Origin of the sequence: Mycolicibacterium sphagni (assembly GCF_002250655.1) — a bacterium.
Lineage (GTDB): Bacteria > Actinomycetota > Actinomycetes > Mycobacteriales > Mycobacteriaceae > Mycobacterium > Mycobacterium sphagni.
On the sequence record NZ_NOZR01000014.1, the window covers coordinates 26248 to 43245 of the forward strand.

At 64.2% G+C, this 16998-nt stretch carries 19 protein-coding genes; 5 read left to right on the forward strand and 14 right to left on the reverse strand.

Annotated features, from left to right (window positions below; all coding sequences use genetic code 11):
* Positions 1-95: 95 nt before the first annotated feature.
* From CG716_RS16825 to CG716_RS16840, 4 genes are all read right to left on the reverse strand, one after another.
* On the reverse strand, positions 96-473 hold the full coding sequence (locus tag CG716_RS16825) for an NAD(P)/FAD-dependent oxidoreductase (protein WP_207760703.1): 378 nt from the start codon (positions 471-473) through the stop codon (positions 96-98).
* Positions 474-646: 173 nt separating this feature from the next.
* Entirely contained in the window at positions 647-1948 is a 1302-nt protein-coding gene (locus tag CG716_RS16830) for a sensor histidine kinase (protein WP_094481608.1), read from the reverse strand.
* Entirely contained in the window at positions 1930-2706 is a 777-nt protein-coding gene (locus CG716_RS16835) for a response regulator transcription factor (RefSeq protein ID WP_094481610.1), read from the reverse strand. The genes CG716_RS16830 and CG716_RS16835 overlap by 19 nt, the downstream gene beginning before the upstream one ends.
* Positions 2707-2900: 194 nt before the next feature.
* Positions 2901-3230, reverse strand: a complete 330-nt coding sequence (locus tag CG716_RS16840) for a hypothetical protein (RefSeq protein WP_094481612.1) — start codon at positions 3228-3230, stop codon at positions 2901-2903.
* A 510-nt stretch (positions 3231-3740) separates the two neighbouring features.
* Between CG716_RS16840 and CG716_RS16845 the strand changes: the two genes are divergently transcribed.
* A complete protein-coding gene (locus CG716_RS16845) occupies positions 3741-4205 on the forward strand; it encodes a GNAT family N-acetyltransferase (protein ID WP_094481614.1) in 465 nt (154 codons plus the stop codon).
* Between the two features lie 47 nt (positions 4206-4252).
* On the opposite strand, the gene CG716_RS16850 is transcribed toward CG716_RS16845, so the two are convergent.
* Positions 4253-4612, reverse strand: coding sequence for a hypothetical protein (locus tag CG716_RS16850; RefSeq protein WP_133066957.1), 360 nt, complete (start codon positions 4610-4612; stop codon positions 4253-4255).
* A gap of 112 nt (positions 4613-4724) precedes the next feature.
* On the opposite strand from CG716_RS16850, the gene CG716_RS16855 reads away from it, so the two are divergent.
* Entirely contained in the window at positions 4725-5975 is a 1251-nt protein-coding gene (locus CG716_RS16855; RefSeq protein ID WP_094481618.1) for a hypothetical protein, read from the forward strand.
* A 3-nt stretch (positions 5976-5978) separates the two neighbouring features.
* On the opposite strand, the gene CG716_RS16860 is transcribed toward CG716_RS16855, so the two are convergent.
* Positions 5979-6266, reverse strand: coding sequence for a hypothetical protein (locus CG716_RS16860; protein ID WP_207760704.1), 288 nt, complete (start codon positions 6264-6266; stop codon positions 5979-5981).
* 186 nt (positions 6267-6452) lie between these two features.
* Between CG716_RS16860 and CG716_RS16865 the strand changes: the two genes are divergently transcribed.
* The gene (locus CG716_RS16865) at positions 6453-6815 is read left to right on the forward strand and encodes a hypothetical protein (protein WP_133066958.1); all 363 of its coding nucleotides are present in this window, start codon (positions 6453-6455) and stop codon (positions 6813-6815) included.
* A gap of 46 nt (positions 6816-6861) precedes the next feature.
* Here the strand turns inward: CG716_RS16865 and CG716_RS16870 are convergent, their stop codons facing one another.
* The 7 genes from CG716_RS16870 to CG716_RS16900 all read right to left on the reverse strand — a co-directional run bounded on the left by CG716_RS16870 (position 6862) and on the right by CG716_RS16900 (position 14121).
* Positions 6862-7497: an NADPH-dependent F420 reductase gene (locus CG716_RS16870; RefSeq protein ID WP_094481622.1), complete on the reverse strand. Its 636-nt coding sequence runs from the start codon at positions 7495-7497 to the stop codon at positions 6862-6864.
* A 40-nt stretch (positions 7498-7537) separates the two neighbouring features.
* Positions 7538-8002 (reverse strand): VOC family protein, encoded by a 465-nt coding sequence (locus tag CG716_RS16875; protein WP_094481624.1) that lies wholly within the window; start codon positions 8000-8002, stop codon positions 7538-7540.
* A 39-nt stretch (positions 8003-8041) separates the two neighbouring features.
* Entirely contained in the window at positions 8042-8938 is an 897-nt protein-coding gene (locus tag CG716_RS16880) for an MBL fold metallo-hydrolase (RefSeq protein ID WP_207760705.1), read from the reverse strand.
* Between the two features lie 118 nt (positions 8939-9056).
* A complete protein-coding gene (gene pip, locus CG716_RS16885) occupies positions 9057-10055 on the reverse strand; it encodes a prolyl aminopeptidase (protein WP_234817876.1) in 999 nt (332 codons plus the stop codon).
* A gap of 81 nt (positions 10056-10136) precedes the next feature.
* Positions 10137-11669 (reverse strand): hypothetical protein, encoded by a 1533-nt coding sequence (locus tag CG716_RS16890; RefSeq protein WP_133066959.1) that lies wholly within the window; start codon positions 11667-11669, stop codon positions 10137-10139.
* A gap of 311 nt (positions 11670-11980) precedes the next feature.
* Positions 11981-13096, reverse strand: coding sequence for a sulfotransferase family protein (locus tag CG716_RS16895; protein WP_165774182.1), 1116 nt, complete (start codon positions 13094-13096; stop codon positions 11981-11983).
* Complete coding sequence (locus CG716_RS16900; RefSeq protein ID WP_094481632.1) at positions 13093-14121, reverse strand: 3-oxoacyl-ACP synthase III family protein; 1029 nt, start codon at positions 14119-14121, stop codon at positions 13093-13095. Before CG716_RS16900 ends, CG716_RS16895 begins: the two co-directional genes overlap by 4 nt.
* 428 nt (positions 14122-14549) lie before the next feature.
* On the opposite strand from CG716_RS16900, the gene CG716_RS16905 reads away from it, so the two are divergent.
* Positions 14550-15293, forward strand: a complete 744-nt coding sequence (locus CG716_RS16905) for a DUF1345 domain-containing protein (protein ID WP_234817877.1) — start codon at positions 14550-14552, stop codon at positions 15291-15293.
* A gap of 88 nt (positions 15294-15381) precedes the next feature.
* On the opposite strand, the gene CG716_RS16910 is transcribed toward CG716_RS16905, so the two are convergent.
* Positions 15382-16503 carry an NAD(P)H-dependent amine dehydrogenase family protein gene (locus CG716_RS16910; protein ID WP_094481634.1) on the reverse strand — a complete coding sequence of 374 codons (1122 nt, stop codon included), beginning with the start codon at positions 16501-16503 and terminating at the stop codon, positions 15382-15384.
* Positions 16504-16608: 105 nt separating this feature from the next.
* Between CG716_RS16910 and CG716_RS16915 the strand changes: the two genes are divergently transcribed.
* Positions 16609-16995 (forward strand): VOC family protein, encoded by a 387-nt coding sequence (locus tag CG716_RS16915; protein ID WP_308210443.1) that lies wholly within the window; start codon positions 16609-16611, stop codon positions 16993-16995.
* Positions 16996-16998 lie beyond the last annotated feature (3 nt).

Consider the following 16998-nt stretch of genomic DNA (forward strand, 5'->3'; position numbering starts at 1 on the left):
AATGATGGTCGCTTGATCAGCTGACGCAGGCCTAGTGCGTCATGTGTCGAGTACCTGCTTGCAATAGGCCGACCAGGAACGAAAGCTCTGAGCCATCAGCTCCCGAAGCAGTCATGGATTTGGCGGATGGCCATCGACCCTCCGCCGACCGCGGAGGCCACCCGCTTGACCGAGCCGCTGCGCACGTCTCCCGCCGCGAAAACGCCGGGTTGACTGGTCTCCAGCGTCATCGCCTGACGTGGTGTCCGAACCGGATTGCCATCGGTGCCCGGGTAAACCGCGGCTAGGCCCGTCGGGATGAACCCGCGGTCGTCGAGCCGAATGGCACCGGCGAGCCATGCGGTATTGGGATCCGCGCCGATGAAGACGAACAGGGCGCGGGTCTGGATCGTGTCCGCTCGCCCGTTCGTCTGTCCTCGGTCACCACCGCGCTGAGTGCACCGTTTCCATGCACCTGCCGGACTTCGGTGCACGACCGGACAGTCACGCGGGGGTTTTGGATGATCTGGTCGACGAGATATCGCGACGTATTTTTGTTCAGGTCGTCGCTGCGAATCACCACGTACACCCGGGAAACCTGCGTGGCTAGGAAAACCGCCGCCTGGCCCGCAGGTGCAATCTCGGTGGGCCGGTTCGGCCTCACAGGTCAAAGAGGACCCCGTGCAAGGTTTTTGCCGCAGGCCGGTATGAAGAGGGTGAAGGTGGTAGGGGTCCGGTTGCGGAGATACAGTCGGCCGCCCTCGGATTCGGCGATGTTGCGCGCCAGCGGAAGCCCAATTCCGTGGCCGCTGGCGGGGCCGCGGCAGAACGGGTCGGTGTGGTCGCTGGGGAGCGCCCCTTCATCGGATACGTCGATCGCAACGGCGGCGTTGGCGTCGCGCGCGTAGACGGTGACCCTGCCGGTGCCGTGCCGGGTGGCGTTGTCGATGAGCACTGCGAGTGTCTGGCGAACGGCCGCCGCTGATGCCGGTGAGCGGGGGAGGTCGCGGTCGGTGCGGATTCGAAGGTCGCGCCCGTTCTCGGCGAGCAGGGGATGCCAGGTCTCGGTCATCTCGTCGAGCAGCGCGTCAAGGTCCAGTGGCTCGGTGGCGTGGGTGGTGCCGCGTGCAAGAGCGATCAGATCGTCGATGGTGTGGTCGAGTCGTTCAGTGGTAGCGATCGCGTCAGCGATGGCTCGGCGGTGATCAGAGCTGGGCGAGTCCAGGGCCGCTTCCAGGCCGAGGCGCAGCCCTGTCAGGGGGGTGCGCAGTTGATGAGAGGCGCTTGCGGTGATGGTGCGTTCCCGGTCGATGAGGTCGCCGATGCGGACGGCTGTCCGATTGAGCGTCGTGCTGACCGCGTCGATCTCGGGGATACCGCTGGGCTGAGCGCGAACGCGAAAGTCGCTGTCCCCCAGAGTGCCGGCGGCGGTGGAGAGGTATTCGAGCGGGCGCGCCAGGCGCCGCGCCTGCCAGCGGGCCAGCTGCCAGGTCACCAGAAGGACAAGCGCTCCCAGGGCGATCATGAGTGCCCAGGTGAGGTGGATCCTGCGGTAGACCTCGGTATCGGAGGTCGTCGCGCGGATCGCGTACGCGGCGTGCGCGCCTTCGGCGACGGGTACCGCGGCAAGGAGCTGGTCGCGGTCCCTGTCGTAATGGACGGTGTTGTCCGCCAGGGTCGCGGTGACGACGGGATCGGCCGTGCCCGGCCCGTGACCGCCCAGGAGTCGGCCGCCGGCGTCGTAGATCGCGAGCTGGGCGCCCCGGGGGCCCTTGGGAAGGTCACCGGCGAAGCGGCCGTGGAACAAGTCGGCGGCCACGTCGACCGCGGCGGCGTCGGCGACGCGTTCGAGTTCGGCGGATTGCTGGGACCGGTAGTAGTGCGCCGCAAAGAGGGCCAAGGGGACGGCGAACATGCTGGTCGCCAGGGTCGCGGCCAGCATTGCGAGGGTTACGATGCGGTTCCGCATTCGTGGCTCTGCTCGCCGGACACAAATTTCGCGGGCGAGTTCACGGGCATTGATCGGGGGGAGTCGAGGCGATATCCGTAGCCGCGCAGGGTGGTGATTCGGGGTGCCCCCGCCGGGTCGGTGCGGTGGTCGGCAATCGCAGTGGCGAGTTTTCTGCGAAGTATTGCGATATGCACGTCGAGGGTTTTCGTGGAGCCGTACCAGTTTTGATCCCACACGTCGGCGATAAGAGTTTCGCGGGTGAGCGCGAAGTCGGCGTCGGCGGCCAGCCGTGCGAGTAGGTCGAATTCGCGTGCACGCAGGCTAATGGGGTGTCCGGCGAACGTGCACATCCGCGCGGCGGGTTCAACTACCAGCTCACCGATGACGTGGGATTCTGCTGGCGCGGCGGGAACGGGTCCGCGGCGGAGGTGGGCGCGAATGCGGGCGAGCAACTCGGCGTAGCGGAACGGTTTGGTCAGGTAGTCGTCGGCGCCGGCATCCAGACCGACCACGGCGTCGATCTCGGCGTCGCGCGCGGTGAGGATCACCAGGACACAGCCGGGCTGGGTGGCGCGCAGCTGGCGACACACCTCGACGCCGTCGAGGTCGGGAAGGCCGAGATCCAGTAGCCCCAGGTCGAAATTCCGTCGTTCGGCCTCACGCAATGCGGTCAATCCTGTGCGGCTCCACGTCACGTGGTGGCCGTTGGTCTGCAAGCCGTCGGCGAGCAACTTGCCGATCGTCTTGTCGTCCTCGACGAGCAGCAGCTGCGCCATCGTGGACCTCCTATCGATTACTGGTCGCCGGCTGCTGGGGTCGCAGTGCCGTCTCACAGGTCATGCGCTCCATCACCGCCGCCCTCGGATTTCGCCGGTTCGCCTCTCCTGCCAGGCATTTGACGTCAAATCGGACCACTTGCTCCGTATCAACACCGAACAGCTGCTACGGTCGTCGGCCCGTGATCGAACGCTTAGGCCCAGCGTTCGTAGGCAGCTTGCTGTGACATCCCGAGTTGGCGGCCGATGTCAGACCACGAGGCGCCAGCGATCCTGGCGCCGATAACCAGGTCGTCGATATTGCACCGAACCGCCTCGGCGACGTCGGTCAGCACAGCAAGGGCATGGAGTTGAGCATTGTCGCCGGGAAATCGCCGCAGCGTCGTAGCCACGCAGGCACCAACGAACTCGCCGACCCAGTCGTCGGCGCTCAGATCGCCGACAAGGCCTTCGACGCTCAAGGCACCGAGATCCGCAGCGGCGTTCTGTGCGCGGTCGGCCCGTGCACCTGCGATGCGAAGCACACATGCAGCATTCCTGATGAACATTTGGGCTCCCTGCATGAAGGGTTGGACGTGCCTGTGCAGTGTGTGATCGCGACGTCGGCGCGGGGTGCGAGAACACGCGCTTCAGAGAAGGGCCGAAACGGGCCGGCCGCCTTGAGGGATTCGTCGGGTCCTGGCCCCAACGCCGCGGCACTTCTCCTGGCGAACTGTGTTGCTCCAGAGCGCTTGCGCCCGGTCAACTCCACGGCGTCCGCGACGGCGAATGCGATGGTCGCCACGACGTCAAGCACTGCGAACAGACATGACCAAGTGATGACGGGACGAGATCCCGAAAAGCCTTGTCGTGCAGCGCTTCAGTCGTCTGCTGGAGAAAATTGTCGCCGGCCTTGACGTTGTACTGCTGATTCGTGAGCTGGCCCAGCCGAAACTGGTCAAAGCTGGCGCCTGGGTGGTGGGCAAAGCACTCCCGCGCCCCATTCGATCGGGAGGAATGCAGTGCAGCATTCGGCCGAAGTAATAGCCTGAGTCATGAACGTCTCCCTGACAGCGGCTACCCATGCCGACGTTACCGATTACCTGGTCGATGCCCGAGAGTCTTATTGTGCGAATCTTGTTGCGGCTGGCGTTCCTTCGTCAGTAGCCACCAGAACGGCGGACGAGACGTTCAGCCAGTCTTTTCCGGGCGGCCAACCGGCGGCAGGCCATCAGGTTTTTCGCGTGGAGCACGGCGGCGAGAAGGCCGGAGTGCTCTGGATCGGGCCGCAGCCCACCGAACCGCAACGCTGGTGGGTATTTGACATCGTCATCAGCAGTGCGTTGCGCGGACAAGGTCTCGGGAGGCGGGCGATGCTGCTCGCCGAAAACGAAGCTCGAGCTCAAGGCGCGGTTGAACTAGGACTGAATGTGTTCGGCCACAACACTGTTGCGGTCGCTCTGTATCAGTCTCTCGGCTACGAGATGACGTCGATGCGAATGCGGAAGCCGCTGTCGTAGGGCGCGGTGATAATCGACGACCCGCCTCGGCTGCCAGCGCAACCGACTCAGCCGGTGCACTGCCAGTTCGGGGGACTGGTGAGACTGATGACGGCGCGGCCGGCGTTGAGACGGCTGCACCAGGCGTCCGGGTCGACGGAAAGGTCGGCGATGATCCCGCCGTCCGGAGAGACCGAGACACGTTTGCACCGCCATGAGAATGCGTCGCGAGGCGCCACTAGGTAGGCCTGACCAGGTAGGAACTGGGCGTTACCGGGGTACTGGATGCGGCACTGTTCGGCCATGTCGACGATGAGGGCGTGCGTGGCCATGGCCGCCGGGGCGCCGAGCAACCCGGCTGTGGCGACGATGAGCAGCAACACGGCTCCGAGGGGTGTCCGGCCGTGCCGGACCCGCCCTGCGCTCACGTTGCTTCCCCCTCGGTTTCCAACCCGCACTGTCAGGCGTCTTATCGTATGACGTCATTACGACATTACAGCCCATGCGCGGGGTCGGTCCGTCGGCCCTTACGATGGCGCCGTGGGTTCCACGGGTGAGCAGCACGCTGCGGGAGGCGACGCGTACGACTCGATGCAGCGCCATCTCCTGCTGATCGTGGCAACCAACGCCTTACGGGGCGCGGCGGCGCCGGGGCAGTTCGACGCCGAGGTCGACTCTCAGGCCCTGGCCGAGGCGATGGCCGGGGCCTACTTGCAGGCCAAAGCCCGGACCGGTGTCGGGGAGAAGTTTGGCTACCAACTTGGCGCCTCTGCGGCGGTGATGCTGGTAGGGGACTTGAGGAGCATCTTTCCAGGCCGGATGCCCGAACCGGGGCCGCCGTTGAGCGCTTTCGCCTATCGGGGCTATCCAGCCGGTGCCGCGTTCAGCGTGGCCATGGCCGTCACCGAAGCCTTCGCCGACGTGATCTTGCCGGTCTGGTCCCAGCCGGAGAGCCGCGACCATTTCCTGGATCTGATCAGTGAGATCATCGCCGATCCCGAGTACCCGCCGCGCAGTGCGGTCACCTCGCTGGTGAACTGCCTGCGAGAGTTCCGGCAGGCCGACGAGCAGCTGGCGCCCGGCCCACAGGGGACAGCGGCGGCGGCGACGCCGCGGACGATCCCTTGGCGGCCGATCGGGATTGCGGCGGTGGCGACAGCGGCGGCGCTGGCCCTGCTGGCATGGATGATTCCGGCGATCCCGCACGCATTCACCGGCGCAGGTACCACGACGGCCGGGCAGTCACCGACCGACGACATCCCGCTGCCGCCTGGCGCTCCGACCAGCGTCGCGCTGGCGCAGCGGCTGCCCAACACGCTGGTGCAGCTGTTCGCCTTCGTAGAGGGCGAGGGCCCGGCTCGGGAGTCGCAGACCGCGCCGGGCGTGCTGCCTGCGGTGGCCCCCGCGGTGCTGCGGATCAACGGCCGCTTGGTCTTTGAGCTGTGGCTGTCGATCCGCGACAAGAACCTACCGCCCGATCAGCTGTCGCTGTCGGTTTACGGGACCGCCCCGACGGTGGTCACCGATTCGCGCCTGATGGACAACGGGCAGCCTGGCAACGCGGAGCCGCACCTGGATGCCGGTGACTTCATTCCCGTGCATGCCATCGACAAGGACGGGGCGCCGACGATCTACCGCTTCGTCCTCAGCGCACCGCCGGACCGCACCACGGTGGGGTATTGGTGCGGCTACACCCCCAAACCGGTGCAGATTCTCATCACGACCAGCGATAACGCCAGTGCGGCGACTACCACTTACCCGGTCTACGTACTGCGCGACAAGGACTGCTGAGCGTCAGCGGTCCCGTGTGCTCGCCTGATCCGCGCCAGCGTCGGTGTCGGCCGGTCGGGGAACCAGCACGTCGAGCTCAGCCAGCGCCTGCCTCTTGGCAGCTTCGTACTGCTCACGGACCTGGGCCTTGAGGGCGTCGATATCGCCCTCGGCCTCTGCGAGAACCTTGTCCGCGCCGACCTTGAGCAGCCCCGACTCGGTAAGGCCCCGGGCCCGGGCCACCGCCGCGAACCGCCGGGCATAGTCAGCATTCACCCTCAGTTGCAGCGTCTTGCCTTTTTCAGCCGCCATCAGACTTCCGATCTCGGTCTTTCGAGTTCGCCGTGTAGTGCGAAGTTACACCAATCGTGCCACAGCCAGCTTCTCTAGTCTTGTAGCCCCACCTGACAAGATTACCGGTTGCACTGCTTCGTGTCTTATGGCAATACTGTAATACACAATCCCGGGTAGGCCGGGGTTGGTCAGATGGGAGAGATCATGAAAGTCATGTTGGTCGCGGCCGGCACCTGCCTTGCCGGCGCGTTGGCGTTCCCGGTCGTCGCGTCCGCTGTCGCATCGGCTGCCGAGCAGGCACCAGTCACAGTCGGCTTCACCGACGGTGGGGCCGGCTGGAGCCAGGACTTCGTCCCGATGGGCTGGTATGACCCCCAGTGGGGCCCGGGATGGAATGACGGCTACCCCGCACCAGGCTGGGTTCCGCCACAGGGTTGGGCTCCACCGGTCGACTGGATCCCGCCGCAGGGGTGGTACCCGCCCCCGGGTTATGCCCTGCCGCCGAACTGGGCCGGGCCCTGCCATGGTCCGCTGTTCAACTTGTTCCATCCGCTTCGTTGCTGGTAGCGGGCGTCGATGCGCCCCGGCCGGCAGTGTGGTCCGGCTGGGGCGATCAGACCCCACCGATCAATGACAACGCCTCTGCGGGGCCGACAACGCGATCATGAAGGTCCCCGCCCACCTCGAGTCGACCCGACTGTTCGGTCCCGCCGATCTTCATCGGCTCGAAACCGGCCGTGCGGATCAACCGCTCGACGTCCTCGCCGGCACGGTCGTCGTCAGAGGCGTAGAACAGGACCGCCGGCTCCGGTGACCGGTGGGCGGAGGATTCGAACAGATCGGCCGACAGGGTTCCAAACGCCATGGCCAAGCGCGTCCCCGTCGGCAACCACCCGGCTACAACCTTGCCAGAGGATTGTTCGTTCGGCAGGAGACGCCTGAGGTTACCTTGCGCGTCGACGGCGAGCGGGTTGCTCGGAACGGCCAACAGTGTGTCGGTTAGCAGGTCGGCGATTTCGCCGATGACGCCTTTGAGAGCGGCGAAGCGCAGGGCAAGGATGACGGCATCGGCGCCTCGCAACGCATCGCGATTGTCGACGGCAACGACGGCAGCTCGACCGATCTGGGCAGCCAGCGTTTGTGCCGACTGGTGGTTGGCGCTTGAGAGCCGCAAGGTTTCGCCGCCCGCGGCGAGCTGGCGTGCGATGGCCGATCCGATCCCGCCAGCGCCGATGATCGCGGTGGTCATGGCAGTACCTCCGAAGGGATTGCCCTGGCAGTCTGGGCGTCTACTCGGACTGCTCGGCGGCCGTGCTCGACGGCCAGTGAGCGGGCGACCAGTCTCCCTGTGGGTCCGTGGTTTGCCCTACCTCGATCAGATGACCGTCGGGATCGCGTATGTAGCAACGGATTTCGTACTGGTGCTGTTTGGGTGGCGTCAGGAATTGGGCACCCCGGGCCCTCCATTCGGCGTATACGGCCGCGATGTCTTTGACCCGGATGTTGAGGAAGCTACTGACTCGGTCGGGATCGCGTGGGGCCTCCAAAGTGACCGTCGGCTTGTCGTCGGTCGGGCCTCCGCCGACATTGATGATGATCCACGTGTTAGCGAGCGCGACGTAGGTCACGTCTCCTTCGAACACGACCCTGCCGCCGAGTACTTCGGTGTAGAAGCGTCGAGAGCGTTCGACATCGTTCGAGACGATGAAGTGGGCCAACGCAATTCCCTCTGGGCGCGGGGGTAGCTCGGTCATCTCGTATCTCCATTTCCACTGGTTAGCCGTTCATGTGAGCTACGCCCCCGGGAAGCCAAACATCAGCCACGACTGATTGGCTACCCAATCGGGGTATAGCGCCGTCATCTGATCGAACAGTTCCTCATCGGACCTCGCGGTTTTTTGCACCCGATCGAAGTCCTCGAGGTATCGCTTGGTGTCCTGGATCGCCGTGGGAGAGTCGGGCGCGCCAGGCTTCTTGTGACCGGCGACGACCATCGTCGGGTTCAGCGCCGCCAACCGATCGAGGTCGGCGATCCAGTGCTTTCGGCTTTCGGGGGTGGTGTCGCCGACATACATTCGACATTGGTTGTACACAACGTCGCCAGCGACGATCAGCCCGATCGAAGGAACGTAGAGAGAGGTCGAATCGGCCGTGTCGGTGTGACCTTGTTCGATGATGTGTAATTCGTGGCCTTCGAGGGTGAACGTCTCGTGTTCGTACGGCTCAGGGGCAACCAATTTGGTGGGCACTTGGCCAGGAAACATGCTGCGGGCCAACCGCTCGATGGGCGGAGCAAAGGAACTTTGCATGGCGTCGAGCGCGTTGGGCGTTGTGATCGCCCGAGCGCCGGGGAAACGCTCGAGCAGAATGCCCAGACCATAGAAGTGGTCGAAATGGGCGTGGGTTATATAGATGGTCTCCAGGTTGCGGTTGTGCAGGGCAACCCAATCCGCGAGTGCTTCGGCCTCAGCCACCGTCAGCATCGCGTCGACCAACACCGCGTCGTGTTCGCCGAAGATTAACGTCGACGTGATCGGGTCAAAAGCGAGCGCTTCGCCGAAAGGCTTTGGCCGCTCGCCGACCATCGCTTTTCCCGGCGCAGTAAAGACGTTCACACTCAGTGCGCTCGACGCAACAGGCGCGGTCACCCGGAGGCCACTTTCGGTCCATTGCTGCTGTCCATTGGTCACTCAATTCCCTATGAGCGCGGTGGAAGCTTGGTCGTCTGGTATTCACATCTCCACTGGCGCGGAGTGCTGAGATCAAGTTATCGGAACCAGAAGGGGTTTTGGGGGCCATCCAGGGACCTCACATCATGCGCGATGCTGAACACGCCCCGGTGGCGGTGGTGGCGAATTCGTTGAGTGCAGTGACCGCGTGGGCGGCCATGGCACCGCCAGACTCGTGCCCCATCCCTGCCACGATGTGGAGCCGCGATGCCGGCCAGGCCTGGTGGAGTTGCCAGGCGATGTCGGGTGGACCGCTGACGTCGAGGCGTCCGTGGATCAGCACCGCGGGGATGCCGGCGATGACGGGGATGTTGTCGAGAAGTTCGGTCGGCCCGCGCCACGCAGCGTGTCGCCAATAGTGAGTGACTAACCGTGCAAAGCACATCCGGAAATCGGGGGCAGCGTTGACCAGGCGCGGCCGGGGCTCCGGCGCCAGATTGATGTGGGAGTCCTCCCAGCGACACCAGTCCAGGGCGGCCTGACGCCGCACGTCTGGCTTGGGATCGCTGAGCAGCCGGGAGTACGCCACGGCCAGGTTGCCGTCTCGGTCAGCCTCCGGTAACCCTTCGCGGAAGCGAGCCCACTCGGCGGGAAATAGTCGCCCGACGTCGCGGGTGATCCACCGCACCTCGCGCTCTGTTGTCGTTGTGACCGCCGTCAGCACGAGCGCTGCCACGTGATCTGGATGCCGCTGGGCGTACGCGAGCGCCAGGGTGGTGCCCCACGACCACGCCGCCACCACCCAACGACTGATTCCCAGGTGCTGACGCAAGTGTTCGATGTCGTCGATCAAGTGATCGGTCGTGTTCGTTTGCAGGTCGACGGTGGGGTCGCCGGCATGCGGGGTGCTGCGTCCGCAACCGCGCTGGTCGAACAGGATGATTCGATACTTGGCGGGATCGAATAGCCGCCGCATGCCAGGCACACAGCCTGAGCCCGGACCGCCGTGAACCGCAAGTGCGGCAACGCCTTCAGGGTTACCGCATGCCTCCCAGTAGACGCGGTTACCGTCCCCGACCGCTAGGAATCCCGAGTCATACGGCTCGCCGTCTGCATACAGTTGCGGTTCACAGGCCACGGTTGTCGACGGTATCCGAACCGTCAGTCAACGCGCATCACCGTGCAGTAATAGGCTCTGCGGGAGCATGTACGTGCCTCGTCACAGTGTCGCGAACGGATCGAAGAAGGCAACGCTTCCGAAGCCTGCAGAAGCGTCATATGTCGACCAGGTGGGAATGTCGCCGACCGGGGTCAGGATCTTGAAGGAGATTTTGTCGCCTGATGCCGAAGGCAAGTCCGCGTAGTAGGTGCCGAACCCGGTGTTGCCGAAGTAGGTGTAGTTGAACACGGAGCCGACCGGTGGGACGTCGCCGGCATCGGTTCCGGCAGTACCGCCGGTGACATTGGTTACCAGGATCGCCTGGCTGTAGGTGCCGTACATGTCCAACTGGGTCGCTACGTCGGCGTCGAAGCTTCCCTCCTCAATGCCGGCTGCATCGTAGATACCGAACTGCTGATAGCCCTGTAGCTGAATTTCTCTGGGAGGCAGACCGTTTACGCCACTCGGTACCAGATTCGAAGTGGGCAGCAGACTGGAGCCGCCGGGGCCGGGTAACCGTTTGACGGGCGGCAGCGCCGACGCGTCGAGAATGTTCAACGGGAAGGTGCCGATGTTGGACACCGTGCCGTCCTTCACCAGGATCGTCGAAACCTTGTCTCCGAACTGAGAAGGCAACGAAGAGTACAACGCGTACGTGGTGTCATTGGCCTCGTACATGACGTTGAACACCGACCCCACCGGTGGGACGTCACCGGCAGCTGTCCCGGCTGTGCCTGCTGAGACCTTGGTAACCAGTATTGCCTCGGTCTTGACTCCCATGACATCCGCAGTGGAGGTGAGGACACCCTCGAAACTCCCCACGGTGTTGCCGGACGGGTCGCGGATGTCAAAGACTTGTTGGCCTTGAACCGTTGTGTAGTACGGCAGGAATCCGCTTGTCCCGACGTATGTTTCGCCCGTGGGATCGGCGGGACTGATGGTGTATCCGTTTCCAAGGTTGACTGGCCTGCTGTCCACCGAGTGGTCAGCGATGCCTTTGGCCGCGTCGAAACCGAACGGAATCGGGATGTCGCCGAAAGGCGTCAGAATCTTGAACGTGACCACATCGTTGGTTGATGACGGCATGGCCGAGTAGGACCAGCCGAACCCTCCGATCAGGTCGAAGTTGGAGATCAACGAGCCGACCGGCGGAATCTGGCCCGGTCCGGTGCCGACGTTGGTTCCACTGTTCGTGGTGACCAGGAGTTCGACGTACTTGCTGCCCACGTTGAACGGACTGCCCGTACTCACAAGGGCGCCAAAGCTTCCCACGTTCTCATTGGTAACGGGATTCACAACGTTGTACTGCTGCTGCCCCTGAACCAACGTCGGCCCACCCGGCCAAAACGTCCACTGCCCGTAGAACGAGCTGACCAATTCGGTCGAGCTGGGCACCAGGTTGTAACCGTTGAAGGATAGCGTCTGGTTCAGCGTCGACACGGTCGGACCCACGTGGACGGCGATGGACACTGTGCGAAATGCTGCTTGGGCGATGCCGACCAAGGAAGAAGCAACGGCCACCCAGATCTCCTGAAGGGATGGTTTCGGCGGCAGCGCATAGGGATTCACCGCCGCATTCTGCGCCGCCGACACTGAAGCCAGCTTCGCCGACACGGCCGCGACCGGTCTGGCCGCGATGCTCGTTGCAGAGGCTCGGGGAATCTGCTTCGCGGTCGGGGTGCGGTTGGCGCCCTGAGCCGGTCGCGGGCGCACTGGGCTGTGAGCCGGCGAGCTGCTCACAGAGTGTCCGGACGAGTCTGGGGACCCGGAGTCAGCCGAGGCGATCGCGCATCCGGCAAAGGCCACGGTTCCCACGCCGAGAGCGACCGCCAGGCCACCCACACGACCGATCCAGGTCGACGTCCGCTGTGGAGAGCTCATTACTCGACACCCACACTTTCAGTTCAGCTGGTGCGGTCCGCGAGGCCATACGCCTCATACACATACGTGAGGTCGGCTCGGATACGTTCGGGATCGAGGCCGAACTGGTCGGGGGAGTGCTCATGACGACTCTTGTAGGCGCGTTGGCGTTGCGCCTGGACCCGGACCTCTTCGCGGAATTGTGCCGTGGGCTCGATTTCGATGAAGTCAAGAATCCGCTCGATCGTCGGTTCGAGGTTCTGCAGCAGGTCGGTGTAGCGCACGACGCAGAGATTCCGTTCCGGGATGAGGCCCGTTGTCTGCGCCTCGTAGAACGTGTCGAGCATGGCGCGGGAAGCCTGGTAGAGGTTTTCGATCCAGCGCTCCTGGTCCTCTGTGTGGGTGCGGTTCCACACGTCGTAGCCGTTCTCCAGCACTCCGGCCAGCAACGACATTCCAGAGGGGATGACCTCGACCGGGTCGCGGATGATGTAAACGAGCTTGCAGTCCGGGTAGCGCTCCAGCACCTCCTGCAGCCGGAAGCCCAGCATGCTGGTTTTCGCCAGGATGCGCTGACGCCGCTTGTAGACCAGGTTCCGTCGCCAGCATGCCTCGTAATAGCGGAAGAAGCGCTCCCGCTCATGGTCGGGCACACCGGCGATGCCGAAGTTGCGCCGGGACAGTTCGCTGCCCCACTGGTCTTGCCAGGCAAGGAAATACGCCCAGGCAAACGGGCCGTCGAGGGTGCGGAAGAACCACGCCACGTCGTCAGTCTCGATACCCCGCAGGCTCGTGTCGTGCACATCGGAGGGGTGATAACGCGCAGGTGAGAGTCGGTCCATGCGGGGGACGATGCGGCCGAGCAGCTTTCGCGCCGTAATGGCCGGAAAGAGCATCTCCCACAGCTCGAAGGAGGCCATCCCGCCCGCGCCGAGCAAGAGTCGGTGCAGGAACGTGGTGCCGCTGCGCGGGTTGCCCACGATGAAGATCGGCCGATCGATCGGCTGCTTGCGGTGGCCAGGGTAGACGAGATGGTCCAAACCCAGGGTTGCCGCCGAGATCGCCTGGCGCACCTGCAGAAGCAGGAACGCGCCGATCGGGCGCGCTCTGAACCCGAAGGTCTTCCTGATGACCCGGTAGAGCCGCAGGTAGTGGCTCACCGGTCCTCCCATACCGCGGCGGCCCCTACGATGGTGAAACCGGCGGCAGCGCTCGCGAGGACCATCTTGTGGCCGGCTTGCACCGAGCCTTGTTTAAGGCGGTAGTCCAATGCCAGGGCCCACGACGTACTGGCGGTGTTGCCGAACAACGAGTGCGTGAAGATTCCGGCTCGCGGACGTGCGCCGAGTCCGTTCAGCACTTGCTCCACCATCGATTCGCTGGGCTGGTGAAACACGTAATGGTCGACGTCCTCGGGCATCCATCCCACCGTGGACAACAGGCGCCGTATCTCGCCCGGCACGTGGACGCCGAGCGCGAACAACTCGTTGGACCTGGAGACGAAGTGCCCGTCCACCGGCGCCCGGCATAGGTCATAGTGCTCTGAAAATGTCTTGTGTTGTAGCGCCAACACCCGTGCGCCGCCCGCAGGCAGCAGGTCCCTGGTGACCAGTAGCGCTGCGGCGGCGTTGCCGAGTGTCAGTCCGGCCACCTCGAGTGCGACGTCTTCGATGGTCTGAAAGTCGTAGCTGACCCGGTCCCGGGTGATTTCCCCGGCGCAGATGAGTGCCGTGTCGATGTCGTCGTGGAGGGCGAAGTAACCGGCGACAACGTGGAGCGCTTCGATGAGTCCGGCGCAGGCGCATGTGACGTCCATGGCGTGCAGGGGCGTCGCGCCAAGCTGTCCAGCCACCTCGGTGGCTGTTGCGGGCTCGAAAGCGTCTCGGGCGATCCCGCCGTAGACCAGGAGGTCGACATCGGTGGCTGCCACTCCGTTCTGCTCGAGGCAGGCGGTCGCCGCGCGCGTAGCGAACTCCCCGGGCGACACGGTGGCGTCCTCTTCGAGGTACCGCATCTTGCTGTTACATCGGTCGAAGGCATACCGAATGCCGAGCTCGATAGGCGCCCATTCGGCGGTGGTCCCGCGAAACGATTTCCGCACTCGTCCCAGCAACTCCTCGTTGTCCACCGCGGCATCGGGAAGCACCACCGCGGGCCGCGAGAGATGCAGTTGGGGAATCATCATGAGGAGAACCGTTCTCGTGCGCTTGGTCGTGTGCTTGCTGCATCACAGTAATAGCTTGCTGCATCACAGTAATAGGAAGAGCCCTCCGCCACGGGACCCTTCGCCTCTCATTGTCGGCAGGTGTCGTCACAGACGGGAACAGGCTCGTGTCGGCCCGATTCGTACCCGCACGCTAAGAGCCCTTGACCGCGGGCATTTAGCCCGAACGGCCCGACGAATCTCCCAGTGAAGTGCGGAAATGCCAGTGCGAGAACGGAAACAACCCGGTCCCGCCGGTGAGGTCGGCGCTCCCGTGCGTGTCGCCTGGTCACTGGCGGCCGCGGCTACACCGACATGCCACAGTGAACGACGTCGTCGACGCCAGGCATCGTTGACCGTGTTTGCAGTGATTGCCGCACCGCGGGCTGCGAGTTGGCGATAATCCGTGCATGAACGATGCAGTTGGCGAACCGACGCAGCCCTCCCAGAGCGGCCATCGTTCGGGCGAACACCACGAGCGGCTCCCCACATGGCTGCGACCGGGCAACCCGGAGAGCCGTTGGCCGGTGTTCATCGCTTTGATCACCGCAATGGTCCTGCAGTACGCGATTCCGCTGCAGTACACCGTGGTTCCGCGGTGGCCACTGATCTCGTTGGAAGCCTTGCTGCTGGTGATCCTGACGGTCATCAATCCGGTCCGGCTGACTCGCTCCACCCAGCTGGGCAAAGCCGCCACCCTGGTGCTGCTCATCGCGATCACCCTCGACAACACCGCCTCGGCCGTGATCCTGGACTACCGAATCCTGACCGGGCAGGTGAGCAATAACGCCGCGGTGCTGCTGGGCAGCGGTGGGGCGGTCTTCTTGACCAACATCATCGCGTTCGGCATCTGGTATTGGGAAACCGATCTGGGTGGTCCTTTCGGGCGATCCGGCGTCGATGAACGCCATCCCAAGCGGTGCTATCCCGATTTCATGTTCCCTCAGACTGACAAGCCTGAACTGGCGCCGAAAGACTGGGAACCGCGTTTCTTGGACTACCTCTACGTCAGCTTCACCAATGTGGTGGCCTTCTCGCCGACGGACACGATGCCGCTGACGCGCCGTGCCAAGGCCATGATGGCGCTGCAGTCCCTGGTGGCAGTGTCAACACTGGCCCTGGTGATAGCCCGCGCCATCAACGTTCTGAAATAACGATGCGAACGGTGCGCGAGAATCGGGCTGGGGTTGTTGAGCTGATCGATGTAGGTGCTCGCATCGTGGTCGTTGACAGGCTTGATCCTCAGAACGCGGGCACGCCGTCCCGGTGGGGGTGAAGTGCACCGAGTGGCGACGTGAGTGGCAGATGCAGCGCATCGACAATCCCCGCGGGTGCCTCACACACCCACGGGATGGCGTTGACTGCGCGCATGCCGGTCGCAAGCAGGCCGTGGTCGTTGGCGCTCTCACCGTCGCGGTAACCCACTTCGAATTCACCGTCGAAGGACGGCTCGCCATCGATGATGACCCGCCAGATACCGTCGGTCCCGCCGGTGCGCCCCGTCGGCCATTCTGGTGCGAGATCGTCGGCCATCCGGTCGACGTGTTCGATCGTGATGACTTCTTGGCCGTCCACAACCCCGACGCAGCGGGCGTAGGTCGCGCCGACTGTTCCCGCTTCGATAACTCCGCAGGCGGTATCGAGTCGCCGAGGAGTGGGCAGGAACTCGCAGGTCTCTCGGATCTCGTCGAGCTCTACGCCCAACGCGTCGGCCACCATCGTGACCGCGGCGCCCCATCCCCACTTGAGCACTCCGGGGCGTTTGAGGCCGCCCTGGTAGTCCAGCGGTTGGCCGAAACCGAACAACTCTCGCACGTCGAACTCGACCGGGTACTGCGAGTAGTTGGTGATCTCGATGCCGCGCACTGAGTACACGCGGTGTGACATCGACAGAAGGGCGATGGGGAAGAGGTCACATCCAAAGCCCGGCTCGATACCGGACGAATAGATCGAGCTGTTGCCGGCGCGGCAGGCTTCGCGGATGGGCTCGAGAAAGCGTTCGGAGAGCGAGCCTCTCTCGTACACCAGGCCGGGCAGAGAGGTCGTCACGATGTTCTTGCCGGCGGCCAGGATCTGGCAGAAGTCGGCGAGCGCCTCTTTGGGCCGGGGTCCGGCGGGTGCGGCGTACATGATGCAGTCGGCGTCTCCGCCGAGCAGGGCGTCGATGTCGCGGGTAGCCGTGACGCCCAGGGGATCGATACCAGCCAGGGTCCCGATATCCTGACCGTCCTTGGCGGCCGAGTGAACCCAGGCGCCAACGAGTTCGAGGTTGGGGCGGTCGGCTGCCGTGCGGATGGCATAACGCCCGACGCCGCCCGTTGCCCAGACCACGACCTTGTATGTCTTGCCCGTCGTCGACCTCATGGTGAATCCTTCCCGGGGATGCTGGCTTAGTTAAACGATAAAGTGTGTAATGTTTTTATGTCCGAAAATTCGAACGAATCGAGCCGAGCGAACAGCGTTCATCACGTGGTGTTTGCGGTGCCGCAGGAGCAGCTCTCGGATACCGCACAGTTCTTCTCGGAGTTGGGTTTTCGTTTCCAGACCATCGAGCTCGAAGACGTGGGACTGCGGGTGCTGCTGGACTGGGACGGTGGGGTTGAATTGGTGACTCCACTGCCCTCGGCAGCGGACGGCGAAAATGCGGTGGCGAATTTTCTGCAGCAGAACGGCCCCGGTGTGTATTCGGTGGTGATCCGTGTCGGCGACGCTCCGGCCGCTGAGCAGGTGGCGCAGCGATACGGCGCGCAGACTCTGTTCCATCAACATCGTGGCGGTGACGGGTACGAGCTCGACGAGATCGAGATGTCGGTCCTCGGGCTACCACTGACGTTCCTGTCCACCGATCTGCCGTAATCT